This is a genomic window from Methylobacterium sp. AC315, assembly GCF_979253755.1.
The window spans coordinates 1-19,965 of record NZ_CEEDEA010000030.1 but is presented as its reverse complement, the minus strand read 5'-3'; the positions used below and the strand labels follow the sequence as shown (position 1 = coordinate 19,965).

Annotated in this window: 17 protein-coding genes; 7 read left to right on the top strand and 10 right to left on the bottom strand. The window is 70.2% G+C overall.

The annotated features are described in order from the left end of the window. Positions 1–143: 143 nt before the first annotated feature. Both AC0IY0_RS26325 and ydiJ read right to left on the bottom strand, forming a co-directional pair. The gene (locus tag AC0IY0_RS26325; RefSeq protein ID WP_471766159.1) at positions 144–1,034 is read right to left on the bottom strand and encodes a ketopantoate reductase family protein; all 891 of its coding nucleotides are present in this window, start codon (positions 1,032–1,034) and stop codon (positions 144–146) included. Further along, on the bottom strand, positions 1,031–4,114 hold the full coding sequence (gene ydiJ / locus AC0IY0_RS26320; protein ID WP_471766158.1) for a D-2-hydroxyglutarate dehydrogenase YdiJ: 3,084 nt from the start codon (positions 4,112–4,114) through the stop codon (positions 1,031–1,033). Before ydiJ ends, AC0IY0_RS26325 begins: the two co-directional genes overlap by 4 nt. Positions 4,115–4,228: 114 nt before the next feature. Between ydiJ and AC0IY0_RS26315 the strand changes: the two genes are divergently transcribed. From AC0IY0_RS26315 to AC0IY0_RS26285, 7 genes are all read left to right on the top strand, one after another. Continuing rightward, positions 4,229–4,567: a hypothetical protein gene (locus AC0IY0_RS26315; protein WP_147908013.1), complete on the top strand. Its 339-nt coding sequence runs from the start codon at positions 4,229–4,231 to the stop codon at positions 4,565–4,567. Positions 4,568–4,705: 138 nt separating this feature from the next. Next, positions 4,706–7,027: a ribonuclease R gene (rnr, locus tag AC0IY0_RS26310; protein ID WP_471766157.1), complete on the top strand. Its 2,322-nt coding sequence runs from the start codon at positions 4,706–4,708 to the stop codon at positions 7,025–7,027. A gap of 23 nt (positions 7,028–7,050) precedes the next feature. Then, a complete protein-coding gene (locus tag AC0IY0_RS26305; protein WP_147908015.1) occupies positions 7,051–7,521 on the top strand; it encodes a DUF983 domain-containing protein in 471 nt (156 codons plus the stop codon). Then, positions 7,472–8,221 carry an NUDIX hydrolase gene (locus AC0IY0_RS26300; RefSeq protein ID WP_187193422.1) on the top strand — a complete coding sequence of 250 codons (750 nt, stop codon included), beginning with the start codon at positions 7,472–7,474 and terminating at the stop codon, positions 8,219–8,221. The genes AC0IY0_RS26305 and AC0IY0_RS26300 overlap by 50 nt, the downstream gene beginning before the upstream one ends. 56 nt (positions 8,222–8,277) lie before the next feature. After that, positions 8,278–9,408, top strand: coding sequence for an MFS transporter (locus tag AC0IY0_RS26295; RefSeq protein ID WP_471766156.1), 1,131 nt, complete (start codon positions 8,278–8,280; stop codon positions 9,406–9,408). Between the two features lie 106 nt (positions 9,409–9,514). Beyond that, positions 9,515–9,682: a 50S ribosomal protein L33 gene (gene rpmG, locus AC0IY0_RS26290; RefSeq protein WP_020092568.1), complete on the top strand. Its 168-nt coding sequence runs from the start codon at positions 9,515–9,517 to the stop codon at positions 9,680–9,682. 228 nt (positions 9,683–9,910) lie between these two features. Then, on the top strand, positions 9,911–10,039 hold the full coding sequence (locus AC0IY0_RS26285; RefSeq protein ID WP_281408660.1) for a hypothetical protein: 129 nt from the start codon (positions 9,911–9,913) through the stop codon (positions 10,037–10,039). 12 nt (positions 10,040–10,051) lie between these two features. Here the strand turns inward: AC0IY0_RS26285 and AC0IY0_RS26280 are convergent, their stop codons facing one another. The 8 genes from AC0IY0_RS26280 to AC0IY0_RS26245 all read right to left on the bottom strand — a co-directional run bounded on the left by AC0IY0_RS26280 (position 10,052) and on the right by AC0IY0_RS26245 (position 19,726). Beyond that, positions 10,052–10,981: a LysR family transcriptional regulator gene (locus AC0IY0_RS26280; RefSeq protein WP_147908016.1), complete on the bottom strand. Its 930-nt coding sequence runs from the start codon at positions 10,979–10,981 to the stop codon at positions 10,052–10,054. Positions 10,982–11,072: 91 nt separating this feature from the next. Beyond that, positions 11,073–12,734, bottom strand: coding sequence for an OFA family MFS transporter (locus tag AC0IY0_RS26275; RefSeq protein ID WP_471766155.1), 1,662 nt, complete (start codon positions 12,732–12,734; stop codon positions 11,073–11,075). A gap of 291 nt (positions 12,735–13,025) precedes the next feature. Further along, entirely contained in the window at positions 13,026–13,319 is a 294-nt protein-coding gene (locus tag AC0IY0_RS26270) for a formate dehydrogenase subunit delta (RefSeq protein WP_419830880.1), read from the bottom strand. A 4-nt stretch (positions 13,320–13,323) separates the two neighbouring features. Continuing rightward, the gene (gene fdhF, locus AC0IY0_RS26265) at positions 13,324–16,185 is read right to left on the bottom strand and encodes a formate dehydrogenase subunit alpha (protein ID WP_419830881.1); all 2,862 of its coding nucleotides are present in this window, start codon (positions 16,183–16,185) and stop codon (positions 13,324–13,326) included. An 11-nt stretch (positions 16,186–16,196) separates the two neighbouring features. Then, complete coding sequence (locus AC0IY0_RS26260; protein ID WP_471766154.1) at positions 16,197–17,756, bottom strand: formate dehydrogenase beta subunit; 1,560 nt, start codon at positions 17,754–17,756, stop codon at positions 16,197–16,199. Next, positions 17,753–18,238, bottom strand: a complete 486-nt coding sequence (locus AC0IY0_RS26255; RefSeq protein ID WP_147908021.1) for a formate dehydrogenase subunit gamma — start codon at positions 18,236–18,238, stop codon at positions 17,753–17,755. Before AC0IY0_RS26255 ends, AC0IY0_RS26260 begins: the two co-directional genes overlap by 4 nt. A 257-nt stretch (positions 18,239–18,495) precedes the next feature. Then, positions 18,496–19,152: a glutathione S-transferase family protein gene (locus tag AC0IY0_RS26250; protein WP_419830883.1), complete on the bottom strand. Its 657-nt coding sequence runs from the start codon at positions 19,150–19,152 to the stop codon at positions 18,496–18,498. 133 nt (positions 19,153–19,285) lie between these two features. Continuing rightward, positions 19,286–19,726 carry a cytochrome c-type biogenesis protein gene (locus AC0IY0_RS26245; protein ID WP_471766153.1) on the bottom strand — a complete coding sequence of 147 codons (441 nt, stop codon included), beginning with the start codon at positions 19,724–19,726 and terminating at the stop codon, positions 19,286–19,288. Positions 19,727–19,965: the final 239 nt, after the last annotated feature.

Genomic DNA, 19,965 nt, shown 5'->3' with positions numbered 1-19,965 from the left:
AATAGCTGTAGCTGTCCGCTCGAACAGTAGCCCTCACTCTGTTTGGCGAGTTGCAAGGAACCGACCGTCTCATGCGGGCGGAGAGTGCGGCGACCGCCAAGATCTGAGGCAAGCGGAACGTGGGCAGCACGATCCGCCAAATCTTACCTTTGCGCTTCCGCCAGCTTGACCAGCGTGTGGAGCATCCGGTTCGCCGGCGTCGGGATGCCGAGCGCAGCCCCCTTCCGAACGACATAACCGTTGAGGTGGTCGATCTCGCTCGGCCGGCCCCGGGCGAGGTCCTGGGCCGTGGAGGAGCGCTGGTCGGCCATGCTGGTGCTGAAGGCGAGCACCGTGTCGAGGATGTCGTCGGGTACCGACACGCCCGCGGCGTTCGCCACCGCGACGCATTCCTGCACCACATCGGTCATCGCCGCGACGACGCCCTCACCCTGCACCAGGCGGCCGTAGGGCAACTGGGTCAGGGCCGACAGGGCGTTGTAGGCGCAGTTCAGGATCAGCTTGCCCCAGAGCGCGTCCAGGGCGCGTTCCGAGACGGTGGTCGGGATCCCGGCGGCGATGAGGCCGGCGGCGATGGTTTCGCTGGCTGCCGAGGCGCCGAGCACGAGGTCGCCCCGACCGTTGTGCCGCACCTGCCCCGGCCCGACCATCGCGGTGGCGACGTAGACCGCCACCGGCACCACCGGCCGCCCGAGCACGACGCCCAGGCGCTCGGCGTTGTCGACGCCGTTCTGGAGGCTGAGGATCGTCGCCGAGGGGCCGAGATGGGGCGCGATGGTCGCCCCGGCCGCTTCCGTGTCGCCCGACTTGACGCAGACGAGCACCAGATCCGCCCCGGCGACGCCATCGCTCGCCGTCGTCGCAGGAACCGCCACGGCGGCACGCCCGGCCGCGCTCTCCAGCACCAGCCCGTTTGCCGCGACCGCCTCGACCAGGGCCGGGCGGCCGATCAGCGTGACCGCGTGGCCGGCCCGCGCGAGCAGGAACCCGTAATAGCAGCCGACCGCGCCGGCCCCGAGGATTGCGACCTTCATCGCGCCGCCGCCGCGGCGTGCTCGGGATGGAACGGCGCGGTGGCGGCCCCCGTCCGCACATGGTCGAGGAGGGCCTGGACCGGGTGGCGGAGCCGCACGCCGTCGATCAGCCTGGCCTGCGACCGGCAGGAATAGCCGTCCGCCAGAAGGGTGCCGCCGGGGGCCTCGGCCACGTGGCGCGCCCAGCTCAAGCCGTAGATCGCCTCCGAGGTGGCGCGGTTGCGCGCCTCGTGGCCGTAGGTCCCGGCCATGCCGCAGCAGCCCGCGGGCAGCACGTCGAGCCGCAGCCCGAAATGGGTGAACACCGCCTGCCAGTCGCGGACCGCGCCGGGGGCGTTGGTGCGCTCGGTGCAGTGGGGCAGCAGCTGCAGGGTCGCGTTGCCCGGCCGGGGCGCGATCCGGTCGAGCTGCGTGGCAAGCCATTCCTGCAGGATCTGGACCTTGGGCAGGTCGTCGCCGCCGAGCGCCTGGGCGTATTCGGACCGGTAGGTCAACGTCATCGACGGATCGAGGCCGACGAGCGGCACGCCCGAGCGGGCGAGCGCCCGCAGCATCGCGGCATTGGACCGCGCCACCGCGGCGAACCGGGCCAGGAAGCCGTGCACGTGCAGCGGCTTACCGTTCGGCCGGTAGGGCACGAGCCACGGCTTGAAGCCGAGCGCGACCAGGAGCGCGCAGGCATCGACGACCAAGGCCGCCTCGAAATGACTGGTGAACGCATCCTGCACCAGAAGCACTGCGCGCGCGCGCTCCGCCGAGGGGAGACGGGCCAGCGCCTCCGGGGTCGCGGTGGCGACGCCGAGTTCGGCGAGCCGCGCCGTCAGGTCGATGGGCGACAAGGCCGGGATCCCGACCAGGCCGGCCTTGGCCAGCAGCATCCGGGCGAGCGGGTTGGCCAGGGCCGCGTTGCTCAGGCGCGGCATCCGGGCAGCCAGCGGCAGGAGCGGCTCCAGCGCGGCCACGAGGTGGTCTTTCAGGGGCCTGGCGTAGCGGGCATGGTAGAGTGCCAGGAACTTCGCCCGGAAGGTCGGGACGTCCACCTTGATCGGGCACGATCCCGTGCAGGACTTGCAGGCGAGGCAGCCGTCCATCGCCTCCTTCACGGCGTGGGAGAAGTCATCGGCCTCAAAGCGGCGCCGGAAACCGCTGCGCATGGTCGCGAAAACATCGGCCCACCAGCCGGGGCGCTGGCGCTTCAGCTCCGCGGCGGGGTCCATGCCCGCCTGTGACGCCAGGCGCAGCCACTCGCGCATCAGCGAGGCGCGGCCCTTGGGCGAGTGCCGGCGCTCCCGGGTCGCCTTCCAGGACGGGCACATCGCGTCGTCCGGATCGAAGGTGAAGCAGGCGCCGTTGCCGTTGCAGTGCAGGGCCTCGTCGAAATCCTGCCGGACCGGCGGCGGGATCGTCCGGTCCTGCTCGCCCCGGCGGGGCACGCCGTCGATCCGGGTGAGCGCGCCGCCCCGGGCCGTGGCGATCTTGCCCGGATTCATCCGGTCGCCCGGGTCGAAGGCGCGCTTGACCGCTTCGAGCGCCGGCATCAGCGGCCCGAAGGTCGCGGGCACGAACTCGGAGCGGAATCCCTTGCCGTGCTCGCCCCAGAGCAGCCCGCCATACTTTGCGGTGAGCGCGACCACGCCCTCGGTCACCTCGCGGATCAGGGCGTTCTGGTTCGGATCCTTCAGGTCGATGGCCGGACGGACGTGAAGGACGCCGGCATCGACATGGCCGAACATGCCGTAGCGCAGCCCCTTGGCGTCGAGCAGCGCCCGGAACTCGGCGATGAAGTCGGCGAGCCGCTCCGGCGGCACCGCGGTATCCTCGACGAACGGGATCGGGCGCGCATCACCCTTGGCGGCCCCGAGCAGGCCCACCGCCTTCTTGCGCATGGTCCAGAGTTTTTCGATCGCGTCGCCGCGGGCGATGGTGAAGCCGAGGCGCTTGGTGTCGGTCCCGCGCTCGGCCTCCAGCACCGTGGTGAGCCGCGCCAGGGCGGCATCCACGCCGTCCGCGTCGTCGCCGACGAATTCCACCAGGTTGATGCCGTGGACCGGCCGGCCGGCGGGATCGTCCGGGAAGAAGGCGCGAACCTCGGCCCAGATCGGGTCCTTGCGGGCGAGGCCCAGGACGGTGGAATCGATGGTCTCCACCGAGGCCGCGCCGAACGGCAGCAGCGCCTGGGCGTCCCGCAGGGCGGCGTCGAAATCCACGTAGGAGAGCGCCACCAGCACCGACGCCTTGGGGATCGGCAGAACGTTGAGCCGCGCCTCGGCGATCAGCGCCAGGGTGCCCTCCGAGCCGCAGATCACGCTCTTGAGGTCGAACCGGCCGTCCGCATCGCGCAGATGGGCGAGGTCGTAGCCGGTGAGGCAGCGGTTGAGCTTGGGGAAGCGCTCGGCGATCAGCGCTGCATTCTCGGTGACGACCGTATCGACGGTGCGGTGGATCTCGCCGACCCGGTCGTTGCGGGCCTGGGCGGCTTCGAGGCCGGCCGCGTCCAGCGGCTCGGCCGTCCAGACCGTGCCGTCGGCGAGCACGCAGGTCAGCGCGAGGACGTGGTCGCGGGTCTTGCCGTAGAGGCAGGAGCCCTGACCGCAGGCATCGGTGGAGATCATGCCCCCGATGGTCGCGCGGTTCGAGGTCGAGAGTTCGGGCGCGAAGAACAGGCCGTGCTCGGCCAGCGCCCGGTTGAGCTGGTCCTTCACCACCCCGGGCTCGACCCGGACGATGCGGCGCGCGACGTCGATCTCCAGGATGCGGTTCATGTGCCGCGAGGTGTCGACCACGAGGCCGTGGCCGAGCGACTGGCCGTTGGTGCCGGTGGCCCCGCCGCGGGGGCGGATCACGATCTCGGTGAAGCGCGGGTCGTCCAGAAGCTTGGCGATGCGCACGAGGTCGTCGCGCGAGCGCGGGAAGGCCACGGCCCCCGGCTCGACCTGATAGATCGAGTTGTCGGTGGAAAAGACCGCGCGGTCCGCGGCCGATACGCTCAGGTCGCCCGCAAAGCCGCGCAGGCGCAGTTCGGCGACCACCGCCTCATAGAGTGGCACGGCCTCGGTGTGGCGGGTCAGGACCGGGATCATGAACGCGTTCTACACCCGGCCCCTCGCGAGGGAAGATCGGCGATTATGTCACGTCGCCGCGAACCGGTCTGGCACCCCGCTTGCCACGGTGGCGACGGTGCGGAGCGGATGCCCATGAACGCGAGCGTCGAACGGGTCAGGGATGCCCTGGCCGAGCTGATCAAGGCGGCCCTCATCTCCGACGACGCCACGAGCCTCGCCTGCCGCGAGGCCGGCCGGACCAAGCTCGCCGCCCTGGGCGCCGACCCGCCGCAGGCCGGGAGCCTGCGCATGGACGGGGCCTGGACGCTGGCGATCCAGCAGGCGGAGACGCCGGAGCTGGCGCCCGGAGAAGGCCAGGTGAACCTGACCCTGCCGCGCGCCTGCCCGTTCGGCCTCGACGAGATCCTGGGACCGGGCTTCGACGTCGATCTCGCGGTCGACCGCATCCGCAAATCGGCCTCCACGGGCTGATCGCGCCTGTTGAGGACGCGACGGCCACCGTTGCCGCGGACCGGCCGGAACCCCATCTTGCGGTGACGCGACCGAATCAGCGGTCCGGCGCCCGATCGCGGGCGCACGCCTTTTTCGAGAACCGTCCGGCACCACCTTTTGGCACCACGCATCAGCGCAGAGGCGGCAGAACCCGCCGCTCCCCCGCCCTTCCCCACCCGCGAGCAGATCCTCGCCTTCGTGGCGGAGGCGACCGAACCCGTCGGCAAGCGGGAGATCGCCAAGGCGTTCGGCATCAAGGGCGCCGCCAAGATCGACCTGAAGCGCATCCTCAAGGAGATCGAGGAGGATGGCGGCCTCGATCGCGGGCGCGGCGGCCTCGCAGCTGCCGGTCGCCTGCCGCCGGTGGTTCTGAGCGACATCCGCTCGCGCGACCGGCACGGCGACTTCCTGGCGGTTCCGGTCGAGTGGACCGGCACCGGCAAGCCGCCATCCATCGTGCTCACGCAAAGCCGCGGACCGCGCAAGGGCAACCGCCCGGCCGCCGGGATCGGCGACCGCGCCCTCGTCCGGGTCGAGCGCGACGCCGAGGGCGGCTATACCGGCCGGGTCATCAAGGTCATCGGAAAGAACAAGGCCGAGATCATCGGCGTCTACCGCGCCGGGGCGCAGGGCGGCCGGATCGTGCCGGTCGAGAAGCGCTCGCAGGGCCGCGAGATCCTGATCCCGCCCGGCGAGGAGGGTCAGGCCCGGGACGGCGACCTCGTCAGCGTATCGCTGGAGCGGGAGACGCGCTTCGGCCTGCCGCGGGGCCGGGTCCGGGAACGGCTCGGCTCGCTCGGCTCCGAGAAGGCCGTGAGTCTGATCGCGATCCACCTGCACAACATCCCGCACGTATTCTCGGACGCGACCCTGGCCGAGGCCGATGCAGCGGCCCCCGCCCCGCTCAAAGGTCGCGAGGATTGGCGCGACCGCCCGCTGCTGACCATTGATCCGCCGGACGCCAAGGACCACGACGACGCCGTGATGGCGGAGCCTGATCACGACCCGGCCAATCCGGGCGGCTTCCTCGTCACGGTGGCGATCGCGGATGTCGCGGCCTATGTCCGCCCCGGCTCGAGCCTCGACCGCGAGGCGCTGGAGCGGGGCAACTCGGTCTATTTCCCCGACCGCGTCGTGCCGATGCTGCCGGAGCGGATCTCCAACGATCTCTGCTCCCTGCGCGAGGGCGAGGACCGCCCGGCCATCGCGGTCCGGATGGTGATCGCCGCGGACGGGGTGAAGCGCCGCCACACGTTCCACCGGGTGATGATGCGCTCCCGGGCCAAGCTCGCCTACGCGCAGGCGCAAGCCGCCATCGACGGGCAGGCGGATGCCGCAACGGAGCCGCTGTTGGAGACGGTGCTGCGCCCGCTCTGGGCGGCCTACGCGGCCCTGCGCGAGGCCCGGGACAGCCGCGGGCCGCTCGCGCTCGACCTGCCCGAGCGCAAGGTGCTGCTCTCGCCCGAGGGCGCGGTCGACCGGGTGATCGTGCCGGAGCGCCTCGATGCGCACCGGCTGATCGAGGAGTTCATGATCCAGGCCAACGTCGCCGCCGCCGAGACCTTGGAGGCGGCCAAGCAGACGCTGATCTACCGGGTGCACGACGAGCCGGCGCAGGAGAAGATGCAGGCGCTCGGCGAGGTCCTGGCCTCGGTCGGGATCAAGCTGCCCAAGGAGGGGGCGCTGCGCCCCGCCTTGTTCAACCGCATCCTCGGATCGGTGGCCGGCAGCGAGCACGCGACCTTCATCAACGAGGTGGTGCTGCGCTCCCAGGCCCAGGCCGTCTACGCCTCTGAGAACCTGGGCCATTTCGGGCTGAACCTGCGCCGCTACGCGCATTTCACCTCGCCGATCCGCCGCTACGCCGACCTGATCGTCCACCGAGCGCTGATCGCCGCCTGCCGGCTCGGCGCCGACGGCCTGCCCGCGGAGGTGTCGGTGGGCGAGCTCGCGCAGATCGGCGAGCAGATCTCGGCGGCCGAACGCCGCGCCATGGCGGCGGAGCGCGAGACCATCGACCGGCTGATCGCGCACCATCTCGTCGACCGGATCGGGGCGACCTTCGCGGGACAGATCGCGGGCGTCACGCGGTCGGGCCTGTTCATCAAGCTCGACGAGACCGGCGCGGACGGGTTCGTGCCGATCTCGCAGCTCGGCGCCGACTATTTCCGCCACGAGGAGGCCCGTCACGCCCTCGTGGGTGAGCGCAGCGGCGAGACTTTCCGGCTCGGCGACCGCGTCGAGGTCCGCCTGGTCGAGGCCGCGCCGGTGGCGGGGGCGCTCCGCTTCGAGCTGCTGAGCGCGGGCCAGACCCGCTCCGGGTCCAGCAAGGACGGCGCCGGCCGGAAGCCCGGCGGGCGGCCGTTCAAGGCCGCCCCCTCCGGCCGCCCGCCCGGCATCCGCAACTCCGGCACGCGCCATCGCGGCTCGCGCCGGTGACCCGGCCGGTGTAGGCTTTGGTCATGGCCACCGACGCGATTCCCGTGCGCACCCGCCTGATCCCCGCGATGGCGCGGGGCTTCATCGGCCGCTGTCCCCATTGTGGGCAGGGCCGGATCTTCGGACGCTTCCTGAAGGTGCGCCCGGAATGCGACGCCTGCGGGCTGGAACTGCACCATCACCGCGCAGACGATCTGCCGCCCTACGTGGTGATCTTCATCGTCGCCCACATCGTCGGCTACCTGATCCTGGAGACCGAGACCGCCTACGATGTCCCGTTGTGGGTCGAGATGGGCGTCTGGCCGGTCTTCACGCTCCTGTTCGCCCTCGCGTTGCTCCAGCCGGTCAAGGGTGCCGTCGTCGGGTTGCAATACGCCCTTGGCATGCACGGCTTCGCCACGTTACCGCGGGGCCGCCCCGTTTCGGGGTTGAAGGAGACACGCCTTGCCGCAGCCGGAGCCGCAGCAGGAATCCGAGATCGCGACCAGCCCTGAGCGGACGCCGTCCCCGGCGCGCCTGCGCCCGCGGGACGCCGCCACCCTGATCGTGCTGGACCGGCGCGGGAAGGGCGGCCCGAAGGTCCTGATGGGCCGCCGCAACCCGCGCCTCGCCTTCATGCCCGGGCAGTTCGTGTTCCCCGGGGGCCGTATCGAACTCGGCGACCGCCACATGCCGGTGGCCGGCGCACTGCCCGACTACGCCGAGGCCGCGCTGACCCGTCAGGTCTCCCGGCCGCCGCACCATCTCGGCCGGGCGCTGGCGCTGGCCGCCATCCGGGAGACCTACGAGGAGACCGGCCTGCTGCTCGGCACGAACGAGCACGGCGCCCCCGAGACCGCCCCCGCGGGCTGGGAGGCCTTCGCCCGGCACGGGATCCTGCCGGACCTGGAGGCGCTGCACCTCGTGGCCCGGGCGATCACCCCGCCCAAGCGCGTCCGCCGGTTCGACACGCGGTTCTTCGCCGTCGATCGCCGCATGGTCGTGGCCGAGGAGGCCGGCCGGGTGAGCCCCGAGGCCGAGTTCACCGAGCTCGCCTGGGTCCGCCTGGACGCGGCGCGCAAGCTCGACCTGCCGTTCATCACCCGCGCCATCCTGGACGATCTGGAGGCGCAGATCGCGGCCGATTTCGCGCCGCACCGGATGATCCCCTTCCACTACGAGCGCTACGGGCGCCGGGAACGAGTCGCGTTGTGAATGTTTCGGACAGGCCGGACCGGATCGTCGCGGGACGCGGGATCGGACCGGACACCGTGGCGGCGATCACCGCCGCCATCGCCTGCGTCACCGTGGTCGGCATCGGCCTCAGCCTGTCGATCCCGCTCCTGTCGATCGAGCTGGAGCGGCGCGGCGCGTCGAGCACGCTGATCGGGCTCAACACCGCGGTCGCCGGCATCGCCAGCATCTGCACGGTCCCGTTCGTCCCGCGACTGGCCGCGCGGATCGGCGTCGCGCCGCTCCTGTGTCTCGCCCTGGTCGTGGGGGCGGTGAGCCTCGCCGCCTTTCCGATGGTGCCGGGCATCGCCCTGTGGTTCCCGCTGCGCTTCGTGTTCTCGGCGACGCTCGGCGCACTGTTCGTGCTGTCCGAGTACTGGATCAACGCCGCCGCCCCGCCGGAGCGCCGGGGCCTGGTGATGGGCATCTACGCCACCGTGCTGGCAGCGGGCTTCGCGGTCGGGCCGGCGCTCCTGGCCCTCGTCGGAACCGAGGGCTTGCCCCCCTACCTGACCGGTGCCGCCCTGATGCTGGCCGGCGGCCTGCCGATCGTCCTCGCCCGGGGCCTTTCGCCGACCATCGAGCACGGTTCCGGCCGCAGCCTCCTCGCCTATCTGCGCTTCGCCCCCGGGGCGCTGCTCGCCGCCCTCGCGTACGGGGCGGTGGAGACCGGGATCTTCGCGATCCTGCCGCTCTACGGCCTGCGCCTGGGCTACGACGCACAGGGCGCGGCCGGCCTCGTCAGCCTGATCGCGCTCGGCAACGTGCTGTTCCAGATCCCGTTCGGCTGGCTTGCCGACCGCGTCGACCGGGGCGCGGTGCTCCTCGGCGCGGGCCTGGCCGGGGCGGCGGGCTCGGCCCTGATCCCGCTGGCCTCCGGGTCGCCGCTGGCGCTCGGCCTGGTCCTGTTCGCCTGGGGCGGCATCGCCGGGACGCTCTACACGGTCGGCCTGACCACGCTGGGCGACCGGGTCCCGGCCTCCGACCTCGCGGGCGCCAACGCGGCCTTCGTGGTGCTGTACAATGTCGGCCTGATGCTCGGGCCGCCGCTGATCGGCGGGGGGCTCGACCTCGTGCCGCCGCACGGCTTCGCGTGGGCGCTGCTGGCACTGTTCCTGGTCTTCTCGTCGAGCCTTGCCATGATGGAGCGATCCGCCGCGCGGTCTTGACCTGCGGGGTCCGATCGGGCATTGACCGGCCCGTATTCGGCCGGGCCTTCCCGGCCATTTGCGTTTCGCTCACGCGGAATGCCGCACCCTGCAGGAGCGCCGCGCCATGGCTAAGGCCGTCACCGTCAAGATCAAGCTCGTCTCCACCGCCGACACGGGCTATTTCTACGTCACCAAGAAGAACTCCCGCACGCAGACCGAGAAGCTGACGATGCGCAAGTACGATCCGGTCGCGCGCAAGCACGTCGACTTCAAGGAAACCAAGATCAAGTAAGCTCGCGGGACCCATCCCGGTCCAGCCGCGACCTCGAGGCCGCTCCGGAGACGGGGCGGCTTTTTTCGTGCCCTGCCGGGACAGGGTGACGAACGATCCTGCCCGGCGCCGCGGACGGGGCCGGGGCGACGCCCGACCATAGTCTCGCCGCGTTCCGGGCGCTGCCTGACCCGGCGCCGGGATCCGTCTCCCTCCGCACTGGCCGGACCGGCCAAGGGAGCGCGCACAGTGTTCAGAGTTCTGCTGACGATCCTGACGGTCCTGGCGGTGCTCACGGCCCGCCTCGTCCTCAAGCTGCCGCTGATTCCCTATCGGGCCGTCCGCGGGTTGGTGCGAGGCCTGTTCGCGCCGGCCTGAACGCGCACCCTCTCACGCATCCGTCACGGCGCTGGAAAAGCCGTACAGCTCCGGATCGAGCGTCCGCGCCAGGGTCCGGGCGATGGCGACCAGGGCCGTCACCATCGGGGTCGAGGGCTCGCGGCGCGGGGCGACGAGGCCGATCGTGTGCTCCAGGTCCGGGGCGGTGATCGGGATCGCCCGCACGCCCGCCATGGGCCCGAGGGCATCGACCAGGATCTCCGGCATGATCGAGGCCCAGCGCAGGGTGCGCACGTGGGTCATCAGCACGATCATCGAGTTCGATTCCAGCGTCGCGGCCGGATCGGCGCCGGCGTCCCGGATCTGCTGATCGATGATCCGGCGGTTCTGCATGTTCGGGGTCAGCAGGCAGAGCGGCAGGCGGCCGGTCTCCGCCCAGGTGACGCTGGCGCGGCCGTCGAACGGGCCGCCGTCGGCCGTGACCAGACGGTAGCGCTCCCGGTAGAGCGGCACCGACACGACCCGGCCGAGCGGCTCGTTGTCGAGGTAGGTCAGCCCGGCATCGGCCTCCAGGTTCTCGATCAGCGAGAAGATGTCGGCGGAGGCAGCGGATTCGACCGTGAGCCGGACGCCCGGGTGGCGCTCGCCGTAGGGGGTGGTCAGGCTCACGATCATCGGCAGGGCCGTGGGGATCGCGGCGATGCGCAGGTGCCCGGTCAGGCCGCGGCGCAGGCCCGTGACCTCCTCGTGCATCGCCCGCGCGTCGGCCACGATGCGGCGTGCCCATTCGAGCACCCGCTCGCCCTCCGGGGTGAAGCCCTGGAAGCGCGAACCGCGCAGTACCAGCTGCACGCCGAAGCGGTTCTCCAGCTGCTTCACGCCGGCCGAGAGGGTCTGCTGCGTCACCCCGCAGGTCTCGGCCGCATGGCCGAAATGCTGCTCGCGGGCGAGCGCGAGCAGGAAGTCGAGCTTGTCGATCACGGAGGCATTCCGAGCGGCGCGCACCCCGCAGGTTGGGATGCCGAAACCTAGTGGCCCGCCCGTCCGGCCACAACCGGCGGCGGGCGCACGCTCAGCGGAACAGGATGAACGCCTTCGACAGGGTGATGCCGATCCCCCAGAGGATCGGGATGCCCACGACCGCCCAGGCCAGTGCCGCCGCGGCGCTGAACCCGCCCCGGCCGATGCCGAACGAGCCCGACGACCGGACGGCAGCGGCGGCGCCGCGGACGTCGAGGGCGGCGCGATCGGAATCGGACATGAACCACCGCCCGGCGAGCGGCCGGATCAACAGGTTGCAGACGAACCCGGCGGCCAGGAACGCGGCCAGCACGTACATGGTCCGCCCATAGAGGTCCGCGCCCTGGACACCGGCGGCGGCCTGCGCCTCCCGGATCTTGGTGACCACGAACGGACCGACGATGCCGGCGGTCGACCACGCGGTGAGCAGGCGGCCGTGGATCGCGCCGACGAACTGCGTGCCGAACACGTCGGCGAGGTAAGCCGGGATCGTCGCGAAGCCGCCGCCATACATGGACAGGATCACGCAGAAGAACGCGACGAACAGAGCTTGCGAGCCGATCCCGGCGGCCCAGGGAGCGGCGGCGTAGAGCACGCCGCCCAGGGCGAAGAAGATCGCGTAGGTGAGCTTGCGGCCGATCCGGTCCGACATCGAGGCCCAGAAGAACCGGCCCAGGATGTTGAACAGCGACAGCAATCCGACGAAGCCGGCCGCGATCGCGGCGATCTGGGCCTTCTGGCCGGCGTCGAGCGCAGCGAAGCCGGTGCCGGGCAGCCCGATCAGGGAGCCGCCGAAGATCTCTTGGAGCATCGGCGAGGCGAGCGCCAGCACGCCGATCCCGGCCGAGACGTTGAGGCAGAGCACCAGCCAGATCATCCAGAACTGAAAGGTCTTGTGCGCGTCCCGCAGGTGGACGTGGCCCGAGGCGATCATCGCGTTCTTGGCGGCAGGCGGCGTCCACCCGTCCGGCTGCCAGCCGGCCGGCGGGACCCGGTAGCCGAAGGCTCCGCCCAGCATGAACACGCAATAGCCCAGCCCCATCAGGGCGAGCGTCTGCCAGACGCCGACGGAATCGGGGCTGCGGAAGGTCTTGATCAGGCCGTCGGCCAGGGGAGAGCCGATCATCGCGCCGCCGCCGAAGCCCATGATGGCCATGCCGGTGGCCATGCCGCGCCGGTCCGGAAACCACTTGATCAGGGTCGAGACCGGGGAGATGTAGCCGAGGCCCAGCCCGATGCCGCCGATCAGGCCCATGCCGAGCCAGACCAGCCAGAGCTGGTGGAGGTAGACGCCCAGCGCGCCGATCAGGAAGCCGCCGCCCCAGCACAGGGCGGCCACGATGCCGGCCTTGCGCGGGCCCGCCCGCTCCAGCCAGCCGCCGAACAGGGCGGCCGACAGGCCGAGCATGACGATGCCGATGGAGAAGACCGTGACCAGGTCGCTGACGCGCCAGTCGCACGTGGTGGTGAACAGCGCCGTCATCACGCCCATGTCGGGGCAGGCGGCGGGGGCGGGCTGGCCGACCGAGAGGGCCCGGCTCAACGGCAGCCAGAACACCGACAGCCCGTAGGCCATGCCGATGCAGAGATGGATCGCCAGGGCCGCCGGCGGAACCAGCCAGCGGTTGAAGCCCGGTTTGGCGACGATGCGCTCACGGGACAACCAGCCGTGATCGCTCCCGGGCGCGACTGCGCCCGCCAGGTCTGAACGCATAGAGGCTTCCTCCAGGCACGACTTCGTTGCGTGAGCCGTGCTGCCGAGGAAGCTTAGTCGTTGAGCTTGGCGGGTGCCAGCGCGCGGACGGGGTTCGACCCGTCATCGGTACCGGTTTAGCCTACAATTCAGGGGCGACGTATACGCGGATACCGAAATCGGCGCATCCTGCATTCATTCGGAGGGTCGGCGCGTAAACCTCCAGGCACTCCTCGGGCCGTCGCCGCCCTGCTCAGGGCGGCCGCGTTCGACCGGCGCCGCGATGGACCGATCGAACGCGACGAAGGCCGATCAGCCGGCGTCGCTGGCACCCTCGCCGAGCTTCTGCGGGTCGCGGGTGGCGGAGCGCACCGGGCTCTCGGCCTGGGGCTCGGCCCCGCGCAGGGCCTGCTGCACCAGGCTGTCGGCCCGGTCGCCCATCCCCGGCAGGGCGGCCTCGAGCTTCGAAACCATCTTGGGCGTCCAGAAGGCCGTGATGTGCTTGTGCACCCCGGCCACCGCCTCGTCCTCCGGGTAGGACCGGAAGAAGGTGGCGATCTGGTTCGCCATCCGGAGGAGCTTGTCCTCCTGGGTCTGTGCGCTCATCGAGTCACTCCGCCGCGTCGAGGCGCTGGGCGATCCGGGTCAACGAGAAATCCTCCTCGTAGAACTTCGCCTGCCAATCCGAGGGCCGGTTGGTCCGCCGGATCTGCACCGCCGTGACCTTGTACTCGGGACAGTTGGTCGCCCAATCCGAGTAGTCGGTGGTGATCACGTTGGCGCCGGTCTTGGCGTGGTGGAACGTGGTGTAGACCACGCCAGGCTGCATCCGCTCCGAGACCTTGGCCTTCAGGGCGATGTCGCCGGACCGGCTCTCCAGGGAGACCAGGTCGCCGTCGACGATGCCGCGCAGTTCCGCGTCGAACGGGTGGATTTCCAGCACGTCCTCCTCGTGCCAGCGCGAGTTCTCGGTGCGCCGGGTCTGCGCGCCGACATTGTACTGGGACAGGATCCGGCCCGTGGTCAGGATCAGCGGGAACTTCGCCCCCGTCCGCTCCTCGGTGGCCACGAACTCGGTGATCATGAACCGGCCCTTGCCGCGGACGAAGCGGTCCACGTGCATCATCGGCGTGCCGAGCGGCGCCTTCTCGTTGCAGGGCCACTGCACCGAGCCCAGCTCGTCGAGCTTGGCGTAGGACACGCCGGTGAAGCTCGGGGTCAGGCCGGCGATCTCGTCCATGATCTCGGACGGGTGGCTATACTCCATCTTGTAGCCCAGCGCGTTGGAGAGCAGCACCGTGCCCTCCCAGTCACCGAAGCCGCCCATCGGAGGCATCACCTTGCGGACGCGGGAGATGCGCCGCTCGGCGTTGGTGAAGGTGCCGTCCTTCTCGAGGAACGAGGCGCCCGGCAGAAAGACGTGGGCGTATTTCGCGGTCTCGTTCAGGAACAGGTCCTGGATGACGATGCATTCCATCGCCTTGAGGCCGGACGTGACATGGTGCGTGTCGGGATCCGACTGCGCGATGTCCTCGCCCTGGATGTAGAGGCCCTTGAAGCTGCCATCGACGGCCTCGTCGAGCATGTTGGTGATGCGCAGGCCCGGCGCACCGTCGAGCTTGGCGCCCCAGAGCGCCTCGAAGCTCTCACGGGTGGCGTCGTCCGAGACGTGGCGGTAGCCGGTGAACTCGTGCGGGAACGAGCCCATGTCGCAGGAGCCCTGGACGTTGTTCTGGCCGCGCAGCGGGTTCACGCCGGCACCGAGCTTGCCGATGTTGCCGGTGGCCATGGCGATGTTGGCCATGCCCATCACCATGGTCGAGCCCTGGCTGTGCTCGGTGACGCCGAGGCCGTAATAGATGCCGGCCGCGCCGCCCGTGGCGTAGAGCCGGGCCGCCGCACGCACCTCAGCCGGGTCGAGGCCGGTGAACGATTGCTGGTTCTCGGGCGAATGCCGCTCCTCGGCGATGAACCGGGCCCAGGACTCGAACTCGGCGAGGTCGCAGCGCTCGCGGACATACGCTTCGTCGATCAGCCCCTCGGTGACGATGACGTGCGCCAGCGAATTGATGAAGGCGACGTTGGAGCCCGGCTTCAGGGGCAGGTGATAGTCGGCCTTGATGTGGGGCGACTTCACCAAGTCGATCTTGCGCGGATCGGCCACGATCAGCTTGGCGCCCTCCCGCAGGCGCTTCTTCATGCGCGAGCCGAAGACCGGATGCCCGTCGGTCGGGTTGGCACCGATCACCAGGATCACGTCGGACTGCTCGACCGACTTGAAGTCCTGGGTGCCGGCCGAGGTGCCGAGCGTCGACATCAGCCCGTAGCCGGTGGGCGAGTGGCAGACGCGGGCGCAGGTATCGACGTTGTTGTTGCCGAAGGCGGCGCGCACGAGCTTCTGGACGAGGTAGGCCTCCTCGTTGGTGCAGCGCGACGAGGTGATGCCGCCGACCGAATCCTTGCCGTATGTCGACTGGATCCGCTTGAATTCGCTGGCCGCGTGCGAGATGGCCTCGTCCCAGGAGACCTCGCGCCACGGATCCGTGATCTTCGCGCGGATCATCGGCTTGGTGATGCGGTCCTTGTGGGTGGCGTAGCCGTAGGCGAAGCGACCCTTGACGCAGCTATGGCCCTCGTTGGCCTTGCCGGCCTTGTACGGCACCATGCGGACGACGCGGGTGCCCTGCATCTCGGCCTTGAACGAGCAGCCGACGCCGCAATACGCACAGGTCGTCACCTCCGCGTGCTCGGGCTGGCCGAACTCGTGGATCGATTTTTCCTGCAACGTGGCCGTGGGACAGGCCTGCACGCAGGCGCCGCAGGAGACGCACTCCGATTCCATGAAGTTGGTCGGGCCCGCCGCCACGCGGCTGTCGAAGCCGCGGCCCGCGATGGTCAGCGCGAAGGTGCCCTGCACCTCCTCGCAGGCGCGGACGCACCGGTTGCAGACGATGCACTTCGACGGATCGTACGTGAAGTACGGGTTCGACTCGTCCTTGGGCAGGTACTTCTCGGCACTCGGCACGACGTGGTTGTCGCCCTCGTAGCCGTAGCGGACGTCGCGCAGGCCGACGACGCCGGCCATGTCCTGCAACTCGCAATCGCCGTTGGCCGCGCAGGTCAGGCAGGTCAGCGGGTGATCGGAGATGTAGAGCTCCATCACGCCCTTGCGGAGCTTGGCCAGCTTGTCGGTCTGCGTGCGCACGACCATGCCGTTCTCGGCCGGCGTGGTGCAGGAGGCCGGCGTCCCGCGCCGCCCCTCGATCTCGACGAGGCAGAGCCGGCAGGAGCCGAACGGCTCCAGGCTGTCGGTGGCGCACAGCTTCGGGATCTGCGTGCCGGCATGCATCGCCGCCGCCATCACCGAGGTGCCGGCCGGCACCGTCACGTCCATGCCGTCGATCGTCAGGGTGACGGTCTGCTCCGCCACGCGGATCGGCGTGCCGTAGTCGATCTCCTTGATCAGGCCCATCGACGTCTCCTTCACTCGGCCGCGACCGGCAGATCGCCGGCGCGCCTGAAATCTTCAGGGAAGTGGGTGATCGCGCTCATCACGGGCATCGGCGTGAGCCCGCCCATGGCGCAGAGCGACCCGTCGGTCATGACCTCACAGAGGTCCTCGATCAGCTTCAGGTTCGTCTCCGGCCGGATGCCGGCGATGACCTTGTCCATGGTCTCGACGCCACGGGTCGCGCCGATCCGGCAGGGAGTGCACTTGCCGCAGGATTCGGTGGCGCAGAACTCGAAGGCGAAGCGGGCTTGGGAGGCCATGTCGACGGTGTCGTCGAACACCACGATGCCGCCATGGCCGACGAGGCCCTTCGCGGCGGCCATCGCCTCGTAGTCGAGGGGCGTGTCGAGCAGGCGGTCGGGGAAGTAGGCCCCGAGCGGCCCGCCGACCTGTACGGCCCGGACCGGCCGGCCGGAGCGGGTGCCGCCGCCGTAATCCTCGATCACCTCGCGCAGGGTCACCCCGAAGGCGAGCTCGATCAGGCCACCGTGCTTGATGTTGCCGGCGAGCTGGATCGGCAGCGTGCCGAGCGAGCGGCCCATGCCGTAATCGGCGTAGGCCCCGGCGCCGTTCTCGAGGATCCACGGCACGGCCGTGAAGGTCATGACGTTGTTGACCAGCGTCGGCTTGCCGAGGAAGCCCTTGAGCGCCGGGATCGGGGGCTTGGCCCGCACGATGCCGCGCTTGCCCTCCAGGCTCTCCAGCAGCGAGGTCTCCTCGCCGCAGATATAAGCACCCGCGCCCAGCCGGACCTCCAGGTGGAAGGCCTTGCCCGAACCCAGGATATCGGCACCAAGCACGCCGGCCTCGATGCCGTTGACGATGGCTTCCTTCAGGGTGGCGAAGGCCTGCGGGTATTCGGAGCGCAAGTAGATGTAGCCGCGGGTCGCACCCGTCGCGATCGCCGCGATGGTCATGCCCTCGATGAGGTTGAAGGGGTCGCCCTCCATCATCATCCGGTCGGCGAAGGTACCGGAATCGCCCTCGTCGGCGTTGCAGACGACGTATTTCTGCTCGCCCTTGGCGAGCATCACGGTGTTCCACTTGATGCCGGCCGGGAAGCCGGCGCCACCGCGGCCGCGCAGGCCGGAATCGCGCACCGCCGCGACGATGCCCTCGGCGTCGAGCTTCAGCGCCGCCTCGAGCCCGCGATAGCCGCCATGGGCCCGGTAATCGGCCACCGAGACCGGATCGACAACGCCGCAGCGGTGGAAGGTCAGGCGCTGCTGACGGGCGAGGAACGGGATCTTTTCGGGGTCGCCGAGGCGCAGGGCATGCTCGCCGCCGGTGGCGAGCCCGGCATCCAGCAGGGCGTCGACATCCGAGACCTTGACGGGACCGTAGGCGACCCGGCCTTCCGGCGTGGCGACTTCCACCATCGGCTCCAGCCAGAACAGGCCGCGCGAGCCGGTGCGCACGATGGTCACGTCGAGGCCGCGGCGCTCGGCGCCCGCGAACAGGGCCCGGGCGACCTTGTTGGCTCCGAGGCCCAGAGCCACGGCGTCCCGGGGGACGTAAAGGGTGACGCTCACTGGCGGGTCTCCCGCTTGGTTTCGGCCAGCGCCTCGTCGAGGCCGTCGGCAGTCAGGTGAGCCACCGGCTCGCCGTCGATCAGGGCCGCGGGACCGTTGGCGCAGAGGCCGAGGCAGTAGACCGGCTCCACCGTGGCGCTGCCGTCGGCGGTGGTCTCGTGCCAGTCACAGCCGAGGCGGCCGAGGATCTCGCGGTGGATCTTGTCCGAGCCCATGGCCTGACAGGCCTCGGCCCGACACAGCTTCACCTCGTGGCGGCCGGCCGGATGGGCGCGGAAGTCGTGGTAGAACGTGATGCAGCCATGCACTTCGGCACGCGACAGGTTCAGCGCGTCGGCGATGAGCGGCACGGCGCCGCCATCGACGTAGCCGAAGGTCGCCTGCAACGCGTGCAGGATCGGCAGCGTCGCGCCTTCGAGATGGGTATGCTCTGCAATGATCCCGGTGGCGCGTTCCGCGCTCCAGGGCTCGTGACGCGCCATGGTTTCCAGCCCAGTCTGTTCCTTTTCTAAAGCGAAGTGGAACAGAAATGCCGAACACCATCAATCGCGCAGTCCGGTCGCCTGACAAAGGATCCCTGTCAGACTGTCACCCGTCGCGGGCCGGCGGCCCATCCATACGGTAAGCCTTTCTCAACGCATCGGTTTCTACCGCCTAGAAACCGTCGAACCAACCCGCGTGCGACGCAACATCATCTTGTGCCCTGCAAGAAATTTCATCTGCCGCGCGGTCTGGACGGTCAGAACTCCATGTCGAGCTCTTCGATCTCATCCGGCTCGTCGGCGGCGGCCTCGGCCCATTCGATCATCAACGGCCAGTGCAGAATGGCGTCCCGGTAGGCTGCGGCCCGGGGCGGCAGCGCGACGTCGTAGGTACGGAAGCGGGTGCAGACCGGGGCGTAAAGCGCATCGGCGAGGCCCGGCCGGTCACCGAAGAGGAACGGTCCTTCGTACCGGTCCAGGCAATCGTCGAAGATCGTGACGATGCGCTCGATATCGGCCTTGGCGCCGTTGAACACCCGAAAGCCCGGATGGAACGCCCGCAGGTTCATCGGCAGGGCCGAGCGCAGGTTGACGAAGCCCGAGTGCATCTCCCCGGAGATGGAGCGACAATGGGCACGCTCGGCCACCTCGCGCGGGAGAAGGCCGGCGTCGGGAAAGGTCTCGCTCAGGTATTCGGCGATCGCGAGGATGTCCCAGACCACCACGTCGCCATGCCGCAGGCGCGGCACCAGGAAGGATGGGGACAGGTGCAGCAGTTCCGCACGGCTGGTGACGTCCGTGCCCGACAGGACTTCCGTGTCGAACGCGAGACCCGCCATCCGGCAGATCAGCCAGCCCCGCAGGGACCAGGAGGAGTAGTTGCGACTGGAGATGGTGAGCGTGGTGGCGGTCATCGTCTTCACCCCGGGCGAGTCGCCGATCATGCGATCTGCATTGCCGGATCCAAAACTCGTGCCGGAGCAGAGACTCGTGCCGGAGCAGCGAATCTTGCCGACTCGATCCGGGCGAATCGCAACGCGCCGAAGACTACTCCCGACGAAGCAGCGCGGCGACCTCCGCCTGCTCGGCTGCCGACAGGGTCCGGACCGGCGCGGCCGGCCGCCGGCGGGCGAGGCGCCAAATCCCGAAAGCGCCGAGCAGGACCGCCAGGATCGGGGTCAGCCACAGCAGCAGGGTGTGCAGGGCAAAGACCGGCCGCAGCAGCACGAACTCGCCGTAGCGGTCCACGACGTAGCGCAGCACCGCCGGATCGCTGTCGCCCTTCTGCAGGCGCTCGCGCACGATCACGCGCAGATCCTTGGCGAGCGGCGCGTCGGAATCGTCGATCGACTGGTTCTGGCAGACCAGGCAGCGCAGCTCGGACGAGATCTCCCGGGCGCGATGCTCCAGCACCGGATCCTTCAGCACCTCGTCGGGCTGGACCGCATGGGCCGGGACGGCGAACGTAACAAGCAGCGCAAAAGCCAAACAGGCACGAACACGCGCCCTCCCTCCCCCCTCTGCGGGGGAGGGTACCCTGCGCAGCAGGGGGGGAGAGGGGCAGCGCGACGGTCGAGTATGGGACTCCCGGCGCGACTTCTGCGGATACTGCGCTCCCCTCTCCCGACCCGGCCTGACGGCCGGCCCACCCTCCCCCGCCGAGGGGGGAGGGACTGCGCGGCGGCCGATGGCGCCCACGGTCATGTCCCGACCCTTCACTCCGCCGG